This window comes from Arthrobacter pityocampae (assembly GCF_002927275.1).
Lineage (GTDB): Bacteria > Actinomycetota > Actinomycetes > Actinomycetales > Micrococcaceae > Arthrobacter_D > Arthrobacter_D pityocampae.
This window is the reverse complement of record NZ_PRKW01000001.1, coordinates 401,802-417,224: the sequence shown is the minus strand read 5'-3', so window position 1 is coordinate 417,224 and position 15,423 is coordinate 401,802. Positions and strand designations below refer to the sequence as shown.

The following is a 15,423-nucleotide window of genomic DNA, read 5'->3' as shown; positions in this document are numbered from 1 at the left end:
CCACCCGGACCCTCGAGGGCCCGGGTGCACAGCTAGACTTGTTTCCACGCCATCTACGTAAATGAAGTGAGAGAGATGACTGCCCAGACTGTTGAACACGGTACGGACTCAGTTGCCCCCGGCGCCACCGGCCGTATTGCACGTGTCATCGGCCCGGTTGTCGACGTCGAGTTCCCGGCCGACGCAATCCCCGCAATGTACAACGCGCTCACCACCGAGGTCACCCTCGGCGGAGAGACCCGCCTGATCACCTTCGAGGTCTCGCAGCACCTCGGTGACAACCTCGTGCGCGCCATCTCGCTGCAGGCCACCGACGGCCTGGTCCGGGGGACCGTGGTACAGGACACCGGCTCGGCGATCTCCGTGCCCGTCGGCGACGGCGTCAAGGGCCACATCTTCAACGTCCTGGGCAAGCCGCTCGACGTCGAGGAGTCCGAGCTCCAGATCACCGAGCGCTGGCCGATCCACCGCAAGCCCCCGAGCTTCGCGTCCCTCGAGGGCTCCACGGAGATGCTCGAGACCGGCATCAAGGTCATCGACCTGCTGACCCCGTACATCAAGGGCGGCAAGATCGGCCTGTTCGGCGGCGCCGGTGTCGGCAAGACCGTGCTGATCCAGGAGATGATCACGCGTGTGGCCCGCAACTTCGGCGGCACCTCGGTGTTCGCCGGCGTCGGAGAGCGTACCCGTGAGGGCAACGACCTCTGGGTCGAGATGGAGGAGGCGGGCGTCCTCAAGGACACCGCCCTCGTGTTCGGCCAGATGGACGAGCCGCCGGGAACGCGCCTGCGCGTGGCCCTCTCGGCCCTGACCATGGCGGAGTACTTCCGCGATGTGCAGAACCAGGACGTGCTGCTCTTCATCGACAACATCTTCCGGTTCACCCAGGCGGGCTCCGAGGTGTCGACCCTGCTCGGCCGCATGCCGTCCGCCGTGGGCTACCAGCCGAACCTGGCCGACGAGATGGGCCTCCTGCAGGAGCGCATCACCTCGACCAAGGGCCACTCGATCACCTCCATGCAGGCGATCTACGTGCCGGCCGACGACTACACCGACCCGGCCCCGGCCACCACGTTCGCGCACCTCGACGCGACCACCGAGCTCTCCCGCGAGATCGCGTCCCGTGGCCTGTACCCGGCCGTGGACCCGCTCGCCTCGACCTCGCGCATCCTGGACCCGCAGTACATCGGGCACGACCACTACAACACGGCCGTGCGCGTCAAGCAGATCCTCCAGAAGAACAAGGAACTGCAGGACATCATCGCGATCCTGGGCATCGACGAGCTCAGCGAAGAGGACAAGGTCGTCGTCGCCCGTGCGCGCCGCATCCAGCAGTTCCTCTCGCAGAACACCTACACCGCCAAGCAGTTCACCGGCGTCGAGGGGTCGACGGTCTCCATCAGGGACACCATCGAGGGCTTCGCGGCGATCTGCAACGGCGACCTCGACCACATCGCGGAGCAGGCGTTCTTCAACGTCGGTGGCCTCGACGACGTCGAGCGCCAGTGGGCCAAGATCCAAGAGCAGACCGGTAAGTAGCTCATGGCAGCACAGGGCGAACTTGAGGTCGAAGTTGTCGCGGCCGACCACTTCGTGTGGTCGGGCGCGGCGCGGAAGGTCAACGCACGCACGACGAACGGCCAGATCGGGATCCTTCCCGGGCACTCCCCGATCCTCGCGATCCTCGAGGCCGGCGAGATCTCGGTGGAGCCGGTCAGCGGCGAACGCGTGGTCGTCGGCGTCGACGGAGGTTTCTTCTCGGTCGACTCCAACCGCGTCGTGATCGTGGCGGACAACGCCAGGGTCGGCGGTTCGGTGACGCCGGACTCCGAGTAGGCCTCCCACATGGAGGCCCTGGGGGTGACGTTCATCTGCCTTGCGGTCCTCTTCGGCCTGCTCGTGCTCGTGATCGGCGCCTTCCTCCTCCGCCGGTACCACCTGAACCGTGCCCTCGGCACGTTCGACGCCTCCATCCGCCTCCCTCCCCAGGGCTGGCGGGTGGGGGTTTGTCGTTATACGGACCACCACCTGGAGTGGCTCAGCCTGCTCTCGCTCAGCCCCCTGCCGAAGTTCCGGTTCCTGCGGAGCTCCCTCGAGGTCGACGGGTGGCGCGCGGCCACGGAGGCGGAGCGCGTGCGGATCCAGCCCGGCGCGATCATCGTCCACCTCACGCACGAGGGCGAGCCGTTCGACCTCGCCATGCGCTACGACGTCTATGCGGGCCTCTCCTCGTGGATCGAGGCCGGCCCGGTCATCGGCATCGGCACCTGGCGCTGACGTCCCCTCGGGAGCGCCCGCCGCGCCCGATCCTCAGCCCTCCAGCGGCCTGATCCATACCCCGTCCCGCAGGACGCCCTTGAGCTCGAGCTCGGGCGAGACCACGACGGCGTCGGCACGCAGCCCCGCGCGGAGGCTCCCCACCTCATCCGCAAGGCCCAGGACGACGGCAGGAACCGCGGTCGCGGCGCGGACGGCGTCGACCACCCCCACTCCCGCTGCCATGGTGCAGCGCACGACGTCGAGGAGGCTCCCGGCGCCGCCGGCGAGAGCCCCACCCTGCAGCAGCACGGCCGCACCGTCGATGACCGTGACCTCCCTGTGCCCGAGCCTGTAGGTGCCGGCGGCACGGCCCGCCGCGGCGGTCGAATCGCTGACCAGGCAGATGTTCTCGGGGCCCGCGATCGTGAAGGCCATCCGGACGGTCTCCGGGTGCAGGTGGACGTTGTCCGCGATGAGCTCGACGGCGATCTCCCCGGCCCGCGCCCGCTGCAGGAGCAGGGGGGCCGGGCCGGGCGAGCGGTGATGGATCACCGGCATGGCGTTGAACAGGTGGGTCGCCGTCGGTCGTCCGCTGAAACCCGCGAAGCCGGTCGAGGCCAGTTCCTCGTTGATGAGGTCCAGGGCCGCGCCCGTCTCCTCGGTGGTGGCGTCCGTGTGCCCGATGGAGGGAATCACCCCGTGCATCACGAGCTCGTAGACGAGGACGTCGCTCCCCGGCAGTTCGGGGGCGTAGGTCATCGAGGCGAGGCGTCCCCGGGCCGAGGTGACGAGGCGGGAGACGTCCTCCTGCGTGGGCAAGAGAAGGAAGGCGGGATCGTGAGCGCCGTTGCGCTGCTTCGACAGGAAGGGACCCTCGGCGTGGATGCCGGCGATCAGTCCTGCGTCAGCCGCCGCCGCGAGCCTGCCGAAGGCCGCCTCGAGGTCCTCGAGCGGTGCCGCGCAGGTGCTGGCGAGAAACGTCGTCGATCCGCTGCGGTGCAGGTGCGCCGCGGCGGCCTCGATGTCCGCGTCGGAGCCCGAGGTGAAGTCGCCTCCGCCGGCACCGTGGCAGTGCAGGTCGATGAGGCCCGGCAGAATGAGGTAGCCATCGGGCAGCTGCTCCGCGGGTGCGCCGCCACGCGCCGCCCCGGCCTCGGTGATGCGGGAGCCGTTCCAGCGCAGCATGCCGTCATCGATGATCCCCTCACCGGTCACCAGTCGTCCGGACAGGGCAGTGGGCGTTCCGCTGGAGAGAGCCATTCTCCGAGTGTAGGGGGCCGCGGGCGGGCTCCCTAGAAGCTTGGCTCAGAACAGGCGGGACGCGCTGTCGTCGACGCCGCGCATTGCGTCGTAGTCCAGCGTCAGGCAGTCGATGCCGCGGTCCGCGGCGAGGACCCGCGCCTGGGGCTTGATCTGCTGGGCGGCGAACACGCCGCGCACGGGAGCCATGAGCGGGTCGCGGTTGAGCAGTTCGAGGTAGCGGGTGAGCTGCTCGACGCCGTCGATGTCCCCGCGGCGCTTCAGCTCGATCGCCACGGTGCGGCCCTGGGCGTCGCGCGCGAGGATGTCCACCGGGCCGATCGCCGTCATGTATTCGCGCCGGATCAGCGTGAACCCCGCCCCGAGGAGTTCGATCTGCTCCGCCAGGAGGCGCTGGAGATCGGCCTCCACGCCGTCCTTGACGAGGCCGGGGTCCACACCGAGGTCATGGGAGGAGTCGTGCAGGTGCTCGCGGATGCTGATGACGAGGCGGTCGTCGGTCTTGGCGTGCTGCACGGTCCACACCTCGGTGATGCCCTCGGCACGATCGGCGTCGTCGGGCGCGCTCACGCGCAGGCTCGCCGGCGGGCTCATCCAGTTCAGGGGCTTGTAGGAGCCGCCGTCGGAGTGCACCAGCACCGAGCCGTCGGACTTCACCATGAGGAGACGGGTGGCCAGCGGGAGATGGGCCCGGAGACGGCCGATGTAGTCGACGGAGCAGCGGGCAATGACGAGACGCACGGACACGACTCTACCGGGCGGAGGGCGCAGTCCCCGCTTCGCGGACCGGTCCACGGGGAACCGCAGGGGCCGCGCCGGGTGGCAGACTGGAACCGTGCCCCGTTCCAACCGACCCAGCCGGCCCGGTGGTGGTGCGCGGAGCAAGTGGACCCCGCCGCCCGACCTGGACCTCGAGCGCGCCCGCGCGGGGATCCCCGCCCGGGAGAGCGCGCCCGACGGCGAATGGTCGGTGCGCCGCATCACGGAGCGGAACGCCGCCAAGACCTACACCTGCCCGGGCTGCCACTCGTCCATCCTGCCGGGGATCGCCCACCTCGTCGTCTGGCGCGAGGACTCCCTGTTCGGGCCGGAGACGGCTCTCGCCGAGCGCCGCCATTGGCACGTGCGGTGCTGGCAGACGCGCAGCTTCCGCTACTGACACGACGCCCACCTAGACTGGGAAGCATGGCGAGCGACACCACCGACCACACCTTCTCCACCAGCCACGAGCCGATCGAGATCCGCGCCTCCACGGTGCTTCCCGCCAATCGGCGGGAGATCGACCTGCGGACCGCTGACGGGCTCAACCTCGTGGGGGAGTTCGCCGCACCCGCCGGCGGGCGTCCCCCGAAGGCGACCCTCGTGACGCTCCATCCGCTGCCCACGCACGGCGGGTTCATGGACTCCCACGTGTACCGGAAGGCGTCCTTCCGGCTGCCCGCCCTCGCCGACATCGCCGTCCTCCGCTTCAACACGCGGGGCACCTGCTCCCCGCGCGGGTGCAGCGACGGAGCGTTCGACGGCGGGGACGGCGAGCGCCTGGACCTCCAGGCGGCCGTCGACTGGGTGGTGGCGCAGGGCCTGCAGCACGTCTGGCTCGTGGGCTGGTCCTTCGGCACCGAGCTGTGCCTGAAGTACGGCGCCCAGGACCCGGTCGCGGAACTCGTGGAGGGGGCCATCCTGCTCTCACCCCCGCTGCACCGCGCGGGCGACGCCGACCTCGATGCATGGGCTGCAAGCGGTCTGCCCCTGAAGGTGCTGGTGCCGGAGTACGACGACTACCTGGTGCCGGAGGAGGCCGCCGCCCGGTTCGCCCGCGTCCCGCAGGCCGACGTCCGGGGGATCGACGGCGCCAAGCACCTCTGGGTGGGGGAGAAGTACGCGGCCCGCGCCCTCGACGAGATCGTCGGCGTCGTGCGCCCCGAGCTGGAGCTCCCGCTGCCCACCCGGTGGTCGGGCCCGGCCGCCGTCGCGCCGTCCGCACTCGCGGCACGCTGAGTCGTCACCGTCGTCACCGTCGTCACCGCGGACGCTCGCGGCGGGCCCTGCAGGTCAGTGGCGGTCCTGGCGGGCGATGAACACTTCCTTGAGCAGCAGCATCGCGGCGGCGGCCGTCGGGATCGCGATCAGGGCGCCGAGAACCCCCAGGAGGGTGCCGCCGGCGATGACCGCGATCACCGCGACCGAGCCGGGCACCGCCACGGCGCGCTGCATGATCCGCGGGGAGATGAAGTACGCCTCGAACTGCAGGTAGGCGACGTACGGGATGGCGAACAGCAGGGCGGTGTGCCAGCCCACGGTCAGGGCGATCAGGGAGACGAGAACGGCCGCGATGACCGCGCCGATCAGCGGAATGAAGGCCAGGAGCACGACGACGAACGTCAGCAGCACGGAGAACGGTACGCCGGCGAACGTCATCACGATGAACGCGAAGGCCCCGTTGAGCAGCGCCACGCACGCCTGGCCGATGACGTAGAGGCCCACGCTGCGCGTGATCTCCTCCGAGAGCACCTCGACGCGGGGCCTGCGGGAGCGCGGGGCCAACCGGTACGCCCACTTCTTCATGCCCGGCATCGACGCGAGGAAGTAGAGGGCGAGGACCAGGATCACCAGGGCGCCGAAGAGCCCGTTGACGATCACCGTGCCGACTCCGAGGACGCCCCCGAAGATCCCGCCCACGGCCTCGCTGTTGGCGAAGAACTTGTCGATCTCGGAGCTGACGCGCTCGCGGACCTGGAACTGCCGGTCGACGCCGAGGAAGAACTCGGAGTTGAGGAAGGTGTTGGCGTAGCCCGGCGCGCGGGCGACGATCTGCGAGGTCTGGCTGACGATCGTCGGGATGAGCAGCGCGAAGAAGCCGACCACGACCCCCATGAGGAGCAGGAAGGACACGGCGATGCCGGCGGGCCTCGGGACGTACCTCGTCTCGAACCAGCGGACGATCGGGTCCAGGCCGAGGGCGATGAAGAGCGCCGCTCCGATCCAGACGAGGAGCTGGCCGACGTTGGTGATGATGAAGAAGGCCAGCAGGGCGAGCCCCACGCCGACGCTCATCATGAAACCGAAATGGATGGGGTGCGCGCGCATGGTCGGCGCACCGGTGTCGCCGAACTTCAGGCGCTCGTCGGTCAGGGACACGCCCCGGTCCACGGCGACCTCGGCGGGCTCCACCTCCGGCGGGAATTCGAAGCGGGGTCGCGGCTGCGCGGCCGGCAGTGCGTGCCGCACGCGGGTGAACAGGGAGCGCCACGTCGAGAACCGGCGGTCGGCCGCCTGCGCCCCGACCGCTGAGGGCTGTTCGTCGTTGCCGTTCGCGGCCGGCTCCGGCCGCGGGAGCGGCTGATCGACCGGCACGTCCTGGGGGTCTGTCAACGAAGAGCTCCGCTTTCCTGTGAGGTGTCCCGGCCGGGGGAGGGAGGACTAGCGAAACCCTAACAGTCGGGCCATGCCGCGCCCGTCCTTGACGGATCCCCGTCCGGGTGTGCCCCGCCCTGCGGCGCCCGGATCGGGCCTGCCGATTGTCGTTACCATGGAGGAGCTGTTCCTGTAAGGGCTGCAGAGGTGTGCAGCGCCGCGCCGGAGCGGAATCGACGCGGGATCAGAGCGGAAGGGGCCTCGCGGTCCGCCGTCACGGACAACGATAGGCAATCAGTGCGCGTGAAGACAGCAGTACCGATCATCGTGGCAGGGCTCCTGCTGATGCTCCTCGGCATCGGACAGCGGACCGTCTGGGCTCCTGCCGAGACCGTCACCGCTGCCGTGGCGCAGGGCGTCGACGCCGGGCCGGTCACCGTGATCGAGCCCGGAGCCCGCGGCGACGCCGAGGGGCCGGTCGAGGTGACGGTCGAGGCCGACAGCCCGTTCACCCTCGCCGTCGGGCGTACCTCCGACGTCGAGGCCTGGGTGGGCGACGCCGCCCATCTGAGCGTGACCGGATTCGGTGAGGAGTCGCTGGAGGCCGGCTTCTCGTCGGGTGAGGCCACGGTGCCCGATCCGAGCGGCAGCGATCTCTGGATCGCGGAGGAATCCGCGGACGGTTCCCTGACCTACCGGTGGAGCGAGCCCACCCGGGGTGACTGGTCCCTCCTCCTCGCGGCCGACGGCGAGGCCCCCGCCCCCACCCGGGTGTCCGTGACCACCCCCAACGACCAGTCCACCCCCTTCGCCCTGCCGCTCGTCATCGGCGGCGCGCTCGTCGTCGTCCTCGGCATCGCGCTCCTGCTGGTCTCGCCCCGCCGCTCCGGCAACGGGGGCGGCCACGGGAGCGGGGACCGGCCCGAGCCGGTCGAGGGCACGCGCGCCTATGCACGCCGGCACGCCGCGAGCGGCGGATCCTCCCGGATCTCGCCCCGGATCGCCGCGCCCGGGGCGGCCCTCCTCGTCGCGGGCCTCGTGGGGACCGGTTCCCTCCTGGGTGTCGGCCCCTCCCTGGCCACGACGACGCCGTCACCGGCCCCCGCACCGACCGCCAGCGCGTCGTCGGCAAGCGTGAACGGCGCGCCGTCGGCAGGGAGCGCGGCCAGCGGCCCGCCCGTGGTCCTCGACGTCCAGCTCGACCGCATCCTCGCCTCCGTCGCGTCCACAGTGGCCGACGCCGATGCCGCCTCCGACGCGAAGCTCCTCACCCCCCGGGTCGACGGCGCAGCCCTGGACCTTCGCACCGGCGCCTATGCCGTGGGCGCGAAGGACAAGAAGGCCGTGGCGCCTGCGCCGGTCGCCGCGTCGGAGCTCCTGCTCGACATGATCCCCACAGGTACCGGCTGGCCGCGGACGGTCGTCGCCCTGACACAGGGCGAGGACAACCCCGTGCCGCAGGCGCTCCTGCTGGTCCAGGAGACCCCGCGCGAGAACTACCGACTGACCTCGGCCGTGCAGATGCTGCCGGGCACCACGTTCCCCTCGCCGCCGGCTCCCGGCGCCGCCGGGCCCGTGCCGATCGACGACGACGGCGTCCTCGCGCGTGCACCGCAGGCCTCCGTCGCGTCCATCGCGGACTTCCTCACGAAACCCTCCGGCGCGAACGCGGAGACCTTCGAGGAGAACTCCTTCGCCGAGGCGATCACCGGGTTCCAGTCGGACGTCGTCGCGGATCCGGGCAACAAGGCCGCGAAGATCGCCTTCACGCACACGGCGCAGAAGGACCAGACGCAGGCCCTCATGACGGGCGACGGCGGGGCCATGGTCTTCGGCTACCTCACCCACACCTACTCCAGCACCCCCAAGTCCCGCGGCGACACGATCGACCTCAAGGGCACCGTGTACCAGTCGCTGACCGGGAAGGCCTCGAGCGGGAAGGGCATCGACGTCAACTACGGCGAGGCCGTGATGATGTACGTACCGCCCGCCGGCAGCGAGGATAGGATCCGGGTGATCGGCGCCGCCCAGCAGCTGCTGTCGGCCACCCTCCGCTGACCCGCACCCCCTCTTCCCGGGATGTCCCTCCCGGCTCCGACCAGCAGCAGTCACAGAAAGGCAGAGCATTGTCCACACCAGCACAGCGGGGCGGGATGCCGCCGTCGAACATGAACCTCCGGGGAGCGGTGGACCTCTCCGCCCTCAAGGCCCGCGCGGACGCGGCCGCGCGTCCCGCCGCCGCCCGGCAGCCCGCCGCCGGGCCGAGCCCGTACATCGTGGAGGTGACGGAGCAGACCTTCCCGCAGCTCGTGCAGCTCTCGGCGCAGGTCCCCGTGGTCGTCAATCTCCGCGCCACCTACAGCGAGCAGTCCACCCAGGTCACCGCCGTCCTCGAGGCCGCGGCCGTGGAGTTCGACGGCCGGATGCTGCTCGCCAACGTCGACCTCCAGGCGCAGCCGCAGATCGCGCAGGCCTTCCAGGCCCAGGGCGCGCCCACCGTCGTCGCCGTCGTGAAGGGCCAGCCCGTCCCCCTCTTCGAGGGCGTCCTCCCGGATCCGCAGATCCGCGCCTACCTCGACGAGCTGATGAAGGTCGCCGAGGCGAACGGCGTCACGGGCACGCTGAACGACGGCGCCCAGCCCGGACCCGCCGAGGCGGAGGAGCCGCCCCTGCCGCCCCTGCACCAGGAGGCGTTCGACGCGATCGAGCGGGGTGACTACGGGGCCGCCGCGGCGGCCTACCGTCGTGCGCTCGCGGAGCAGCCGGCCGACGCCGACGCGAAGGCCGGACTCGCCCAGGTGGAACTCATGGAGCGCATCCAGGACCTCGACGCCGCCGACGTCCGGCAGCGCGGTGCCGACGAGCCCGACGCCCTCGAGGCCCAGCTGGCCGTCGCGGACCTGGATCTGACGGGCGGTCACGTCGAGGACGCGTTCAGCCGCGTCGTCGCCTTCATCAGCAGGACGTCCGGCGACGACCGCGACGCGGCCCGCAAGCGGCTGCTGGAGCTGTTCGACGTCGTCGGCGGCGCGGACCCGCGCGTCACGAAGGCGCGCAGCGCGCTGGCCCGCGCACTGTTCTAGGCGCATCATCCGGCGCACCGGCGCCCACCCGATCTCCCTGAGGACCACGATGACTTCTGCAGCTTCCCCGTCCGGCGCGCCCGGCCTGTTCGATCCCCTGACGCTCCGATCCCTCGAGCTGCCGCACCGCGGCTGGGTGGCGGCGATGTGCCAGTACTCGTGCGACCCCGTCGGCGCGCCCGGCGTGCCGACGGACTGGCACCTCGTGCACCTCGGGCAGTTCGCGCTCGGTGGCGCGGCACTCATCATCACCGAGGCGGCCGCCGTGAGCCCCGAGGGCATGATCAGTCCGCGCGACGCCGGTCTCTACACGCGGGAGCAGGCCGCTGCGTGGCGCCGGATCAACGACTTCATCCACGGGCACGGTGCCGTCGGCACGAAGACCGCGGTGCAGCTCGCCCACGCCGGGCGGAAAGCGTCGACCTACTGGCCGTTCAGCGGCAAGCGCGGCTCCGTGCCGGAGGCGGAGGGCGGGTGGCAGACCCTCGGGCCGACGGACGAGGCGTTCGATGCGTATGCCGCACCGCGTGCGATGACCGAGGAGGACATCCAGCAGGTCATCCGCGACTTCGGCGCGGCCGCTGGGCTCGCCGTCGACGCCGGCTTCGACACGATGGAGATCCACGCCGCGCACGGCTACCTGCTGCACCAGTTCCTCTCACCGCTGGTCAACACGCGGACCGACGGCTGGGGCGGCTCGGAGGAGGCCCGGTTCCGGCTCACGCTCGAGGTCGTCCGCGCGGTCCGTCGTGCCATCCCGGAGACAATGCCCCTCCTGCTGCGCATCTCGGCGTCCGACTGGACCGCGGGCGGGCTCGACGGCGACACCTCCGCGCGGCTGGCGAAGCGGGCGGCGGAGGAGGGCGTCGATTTCGTGGACGTGTCCTCCGGTGGTGCGATCCCGGGCGCCGCCATCCCCGTGGGACCCGGCTACCAGGTGTCGCTCGCCGAGGAGGTGCGGTCCTCCGGCGTCCCGACCGGCGCGGTCGGCCTCATCGGCGACGCACGCCAGGCGGAGGAGATCATCCGGGGCGAGCGGGCCGACGTCGTGCTGATCGCGCGGGCCGCCCTGCGGGACCCGCACTGGTGGATGCGCGCCGCCCAGGAGCTCGGCCACGAGCTGGTGCCCGCACCCCAGTACGAGCGCGCCGGTGCCTACTGAGGACGTCTGTTTCGTCTCCTGATCCCTCGTCCTGGTTCTTCCTCCGGTTCATTCTCCGGGTTCCTCCTTTGGGATGACGATCAGCGGATCGACCCGTTGCTAGCGTTGCACTATGAGTTCCCCTGTGCCGTCGCCATCCGTCGAGAACGAACCCGGGGGGCGGGCCGGCAGCGCCGCCCTCAGCATCCGCGGGCTCGCCAAGCGCTTCGGCGAGAAGATCGCCGTGAACGGCGTCGACCTCGAGGTCCCGCAGGGGTCCTTCTACGGGCTCGTGGGCCCCAACGGCGCCGGCAAGACCACGACGCTCTCGATGGCCACGGGGCTGCTCCGCCCCGACTTCGGGCAGGCACTGGTCCACGGCGTCGACGTCTGGGCTCAGCCGCTGGAAGCCAAGAAGCTCATGGGGATCCTGCCCGACGGCGTCCGGCTGTTCGACCGGCTGACGGGTGAGCAGCTGGTCACCTATGCCGGACTGCTGCGGGGCATGGACCGTGAGACCGTCGCCGAACGGACCGGTGACCTGCTGCGGGCACTCGACCTGGTGAACGACGCCGGCACGCTCGTGGTCGACTACTCGGCGGGCATGACGAAGAAGATCGCCCTCGCCTCCGCCCTCATCCACGCGCCCCGCCTGCTCGTCCTCGACGAGCCGTTCGAGTCCGTCGATCCGGTCTCGGCGGCGAACATCCGCGACATCCTCACCGGGTACGTGCAGTCCGGCGGATCGGTCATCGTCTCCAGCCACGTCATGGATCTCGTGCAGCGCATGTGCGACCACGTCGCTGTCATCGCCGCCGGCACCGTCCTCGCCGCGGGGACCGTCGACGAGGTCCGCGGCGACGCGACGCTGGAGGACCGCTTCGTGGAACTCGTCGGCGGTCGCAACACCTCCGAGGGGTTGTCATGGTTGCGCACCTCCTGAGGCTGAAGCTCCTCCTCCTGCGCAACTCCCTCAAACGGAGCACCGCGCAGCTGGTCGGGGTGATCCTCGGCGGACTGTACGGGCTCGGCATCCTCGGGACGGTCGTCGTCGGACTCGCGTTCCTCGGCGCGGCCGACCCCGAGCTGATCCGGACCGTCCTCGTGCTCGGCGGATCCGCCGTCGTCCTCGGCTGGATCCTGATCCCGATCGCCGCGGCCGGCATCGACATGACGCTCGACCCTGCCCGGTTCGTCACCTTCGCCATCCCGCAGCGGCAGCTCCTCACGGGGCTCGTGCTGGGCGGGCTGGTGGGCATCCCCGGCATCGTCACCCTCATCGCCGCCCTGGCACAGGTGTTCAGCTGGATCCGGTACCCGGCTGCGGCCGTGACCGCGCTGGTGTGCGCGCTGGTCGCCGTGCTGCTGTGCGTGGTCGCCTCACGCCTGGTGACGACGGCGATGTCCTCCATGACCGGCTCGCGCAGGTTCAAGGACATCAACGGCATCGTCGCCTTCATCCCGCTGATCTTCCTCGGCCCGATCTTCGCGGGAGTGACAGCAGGCTTCCAGGGCTCGCCAGGGTTCGCGGCGTCCCTGGCCGATGTCCTCGCCTGGACGCCGCTGGGTGCGCTCTGGGCAGCGCCCGCCGACGTCGCCGCAGGCAACGCCGGGACCGCTGCACTCCGCTTCCTGATCGGCCTCGGGACGCTCGCGTTGTTCGTCGTGCTGTGGAGCCGCAGCCTCAGCCACGCGCTGGTCACCCCTCCCTACAACGCCGTGACGAAGCGTGCGGGCGGTAATCTCGGGTGGCTCGGCCGGTTCCCGGCCACGCCCGCCGGCGCCGTGGCCGCCCGCGCCCTGACCTACTGGCAGCGGGACCCGCGCTACTTCGCCTCCCTCGTGGCCGTCCCGTTCCTCGCCGTGCTGCTCGTCATCTCCGGTGGTCCCCAGGGCGGGGCTGTCGCCTTCTTCGGTCCCATCACGGCGTTCCTGCTGGCCTGGTCCATCTCCGCCGACATCTCCTACGACAACACCGCCTTCAGCCTGCACCTCTCCACGGGCGTCAGCGGGCGCGACGACCGCCTGGGCCGGGCGCTCGCACTGCTGGTGTTCGCGCTGCCGACCACCCTGGTGTTCACGGTGGTGCCGCTGCTGATCGCGGGACGGCTCGAGGACCTGCCGGTCATGCTGGGTCTGTCGCTCGGTCTCCTGCTGACCGGGACCGGGCTCTCGAGCCTCGTGTCCGCGCGATACACCTACAACGTGCCGCTCCCGGGTGAGAGTGCGTTCAAGACACCGCCGGGTACCAACTTCATGATGTTCGCCGTGCAGATCATCGGCTGGATCGTCATGCTGCTCCTGGCGCTGCCGGAGATCGTCCTCACGATCGTCTACTTCGTCACCGGTGACGCACTGTACGGCTGGCTGGGCCTGCTCGTGGGGCTGGTCCTCGGGGCAGTCCTCCTGGTGGTCGGTATCCGGACGGGCGGCCGATGGTACGACCGCAGGGCACCGGAACTGCTGCTGGCGGTATCGGCGAACCGCTGATCCGGCCGGGCGCGGGCTGCTGCCGCGGCATGCACCCTAAGCCAGGAGGAGTGCCCTGACAAGAGTGGACTCGATCGGGTAGTCCGGCCGCATTTCCAGCCTGTGCATAACCTTCAGGTGGCTGAGTGCTTCGGGCTATGCTGAGGCCCATTCCGGCCAGACCGGCCAAGTGATGGGGGAGTTGCGTGTTTCCTGTGCGTGCAGAAGGCCATCGACGAGCAGTACCGATTCTCGCCGGAGCGGCGGTCGCGCTGCTGCTTCTCACCGGATGCCGGAACGATGCCGATGCCGCACCCATCCCGACCTCCGAGCCGCCCTCCTCACAGGCGCCCGCGACCAGTGAACCGACCACCACACCGTCGGTTGCACCCGAACCGTCTCCGGCGTCATCGGCCGGTCCTGCCACCAACATCCCGGTTCCGGTCAAGCCGGCGTTGGCGGACGAGAACTCGCCGGAAGGCCTCGAGGCCTTCACTGCATACTGGCTCGAGCTGTTCTCCTACGGCTACGAGACCAATGACTGGGCACCGTTCGAGGCGGTGACGGACCCCGGCTGTAGGACCTGTGAGAACCTCAAAGCGGAGGTCCAGAAGCACTACGAGAGTGGGGGCTGGATCGACGGGGGCGGGATTTCCCTCAATTCGACCAATACGGAATTCGTAGAAAACACAACAGGTTCGATAAATTCTTTCATTGACATCACCCAGAATGAAATACTCTACTTCGACTCAAGTGGCATTGAAGTGAAGGGTTCTAAGAAAACAGAACCAGTCCTGGGAGTTTCCATCGCGTATTGGGAAGTCGATCATTGGGTAATGCTCGACTTCGGTTCCCCGGAGGGTTCCTAAGATGAGCGCGGCACTGAAGACTATCGCACTCGTCGCGTTCTTAATCGCGCTCGTCGCATCCTCTACTCCTGCAATTGATGAAGAAGCCGGTCCATCGGCAGGAATAACAGAGTCCGGGTGGGTCAATGCGGGGAACACAGTGAGACAGGCGGTGGGTGGCGGGAAACGGGCGCCCACAATGGGGCGAGTTGATGCTCAGCCAGCCGCCCTACCTGAAGACGACGGCATTTCCTACACCTACGTCCGGGCCTGCACCGCCGGCGCCGGCAGCGATCTGGACCCCGCGACCTGCCCCCGCATGGATGCCCAGTGTGATGCCCAGGACGACGGCATCCTCGTCAACTGGATCGAGCTCGACAGCACCGTGCGGCCGGCCACGCGGACGCCGACGGGGAGGTCGTCCTGCATGTATCCCGGTGAGGCGCCTGCTCCCCCGATCGAAGGCGTCGAGGCCCCCGAGGAAGCGCCGATCGTGATCACCCTCGAGGAGTTCCAGAAGCAACCCGTCCTGGCGGCCACGATCGTGTCGCAGCCGTCCAACTTCGGCCTCCGCAACGCACACTCCAACGTCTATGCCCAGGCGCAGGAGCAGGAGTTCACCTTCGAGTTCCAGGACGCCGAGATCGTCCTGAAGGCCCGCCCGGTGTCCTACCAGTGGAACTACGGCGACGGCACGGGCGCCACGACGACCACCCCGGGAGGCCCCGTGGACGGAGCCGCCTTCGACACCGAGACGCCGACGAGCCACCAGTACACCCGGACCGGTGACTTCCAACTGATCCTGACCACGTACTTCGCCGGCGACTACTCGGTGGACGGCGGCCCGTTCCAGCCGGTCGCGGGCGAGGCGGCGGTCGTGTCCGAACCGCACCTCATGAGTATCTGGCGCACCGAAGGGCACAACGTGAGCGAGAACTGCATCGAGAATCCCCAGGGGATCGGCTGCGCAGCCCCCACCCGATAGCGGCCAGTGAGCTCCGGGGCCAGT

The 15,423-nt window shown here is 69.9% G+C and carries 15 protein-coding genes; 12 read left to right on the top strand and 3 right to left on the bottom strand.

The genetic code is table 11. The annotated features are described in order from the left end of the window. Positions 1-75 precede the first annotated feature (75 nt). The 3 genes from atpD to C4K88_RS02010 are packed head-to-tail and all read left to right on the top strand — an operon-like array spanning position 76 to position 2,277. Entirely contained in the window at positions 76-1,539 is a 1,464-nt protein-coding gene (atpD, locus tag C4K88_RS02020; protein ID WP_104119951.1) for a F0F1 ATP synthase subunit beta, read from the top strand. A gap of 3 nt (positions 1,540-1,542) precedes the next feature. Beyond that, entirely contained in the window at positions 1,543-1,836 is a 294-nt protein-coding gene (locus tag C4K88_RS02015; RefSeq protein WP_104119950.1) for a F0F1 ATP synthase subunit epsilon, read from the top strand. A gap of 9 nt (positions 1,837-1,845) precedes the next feature. Then, positions 1,846-2,277 (top strand): DUF2550 domain-containing protein, encoded by a 432-nt coding sequence (locus tag C4K88_RS02010; RefSeq protein ID WP_104119949.1) that lies wholly within the window; start codon positions 1,846-1,848, stop codon positions 2,275-2,277. Positions 2,278-2,310: 33 nt separating this feature from the next. On the opposite strand, the gene C4K88_RS02005 is transcribed toward C4K88_RS02010, so the two are convergent. Both C4K88_RS02005 and nucS read right to left on the bottom strand, forming a co-directional pair. Then, positions 2,311-3,519 (bottom strand): N-acetylglucosamine-6-phosphate deacetylase, encoded by a 1,209-nt coding sequence (locus C4K88_RS02005; protein ID WP_104119948.1) that lies wholly within the window; start codon positions 3,517-3,519, stop codon positions 2,311-2,313. Between the two features lie 45 nt (positions 3,520-3,564). Beyond that, complete coding sequence (gene nucS / locus C4K88_RS02000) at positions 3,565-4,260, bottom strand: endonuclease NucS (protein WP_104120294.1); 696 nt, start codon at positions 4,258-4,260, stop codon at positions 3,565-3,567. 94 nt (positions 4,261-4,354) lie between these two features. On the opposite strand from nucS, the gene C4K88_RS01995 reads away from it, so the two are divergent. Together C4K88_RS01995 and C4K88_RS01990 are read left to right on the top strand one after the other, a co-directional pair. Beyond that, the gene (locus tag C4K88_RS01995; RefSeq protein ID WP_167398950.1) at positions 4,355-4,678 is read left to right on the top strand and encodes an Rv1322 family protein; all 324 of its coding nucleotides are present in this window, start codon (positions 4,355-4,357) and stop codon (positions 4,676-4,678) included. A gap of 26 nt (positions 4,679-4,704) precedes the next feature. Further along, the gene (locus tag C4K88_RS01990) at positions 4,705-5,517 is read left to right on the top strand and encodes an alpha/beta hydrolase (RefSeq protein WP_104119947.1); all 813 of its coding nucleotides are present in this window, start codon (positions 4,705-4,707) and stop codon (positions 5,515-5,517) included. Positions 5,518-5,571: 54 nt separating this feature from the next. Here the strand turns inward: C4K88_RS01990 and C4K88_RS01985 are convergent, their stop codons facing one another. Next, positions 5,572-6,891, bottom strand: coding sequence for an AI-2E family transporter (locus C4K88_RS01985; protein WP_438502315.1), 1,320 nt, complete (start codon positions 6,889-6,891; stop codon positions 5,572-5,574). Between the two features lie 285 nt (positions 6,892-7,176). Here C4K88_RS01985 and C4K88_RS01980 point away from each other — a divergent pair, with 285 nt between their 5' ends. From C4K88_RS01980 to C4K88_RS01955, 7 genes are all read left to right on the top strand, one after another. After that, positions 7,177-8,931, top strand: a complete 1,755-nt coding sequence (locus tag C4K88_RS01980; protein ID WP_146065582.1) for a DUF8094 domain-containing protein — start codon at positions 7,177-7,179, stop codon at positions 8,929-8,931. Between the two features lie 68 nt (positions 8,932-8,999). Beyond that, positions 9,000-9,956 carry a tetratricopeptide repeat protein gene (locus C4K88_RS01975; protein ID WP_104119944.1) on the top strand — a complete coding sequence of 319 codons (957 nt, stop codon included), beginning with the start codon at positions 9,000-9,002 and terminating at the stop codon, positions 9,954-9,956. Positions 9,957-10,005: 49 nt separating this feature from the next. Beyond that, positions 10,006-11,118: an NADH:flavin oxidoreductase/NADH oxidase gene (locus C4K88_RS01970; RefSeq protein ID WP_104119943.1), complete on the top strand. Its 1,113-nt coding sequence runs from the start codon at positions 10,006-10,008 to the stop codon at positions 11,116-11,118. A 112-nt stretch (positions 11,119-11,230) separates the two neighbouring features. Further along, positions 11,231-12,040, top strand: a complete 810-nt coding sequence (locus tag C4K88_RS01965; protein WP_241521656.1) for an ABC transporter ATP-binding protein — start codon at positions 11,231-11,233, stop codon at positions 12,038-12,040. After that, positions 12,022-13,587, top strand: a complete 1,566-nt coding sequence (locus C4K88_RS01960) for a transporter (protein WP_104119941.1) — start codon at positions 12,022-12,024, stop codon at positions 13,585-13,587. Before C4K88_RS01965 ends, C4K88_RS01960 begins: the two co-directional genes overlap by 19 nt. Before the next feature lie 185 nt (positions 13,588-13,772). Continuing rightward, a complete protein-coding gene (locus C4K88_RS17055; protein ID WP_146065581.1) occupies positions 13,773-14,435 on the top strand; it encodes a DUF6318 family protein in 663 nt (220 codons plus the stop codon). 298 nt (positions 14,436-14,733) lie between these two features. Continuing rightward, positions 14,734-15,399, top strand: coding sequence for a PKD domain-containing protein (locus C4K88_RS01955; RefSeq protein ID WP_104119940.1), 666 nt, complete (start codon positions 14,734-14,736; stop codon positions 15,397-15,399). The last annotated feature ends 24 nt before the right edge of the window (positions 15,400-15,423 follow it).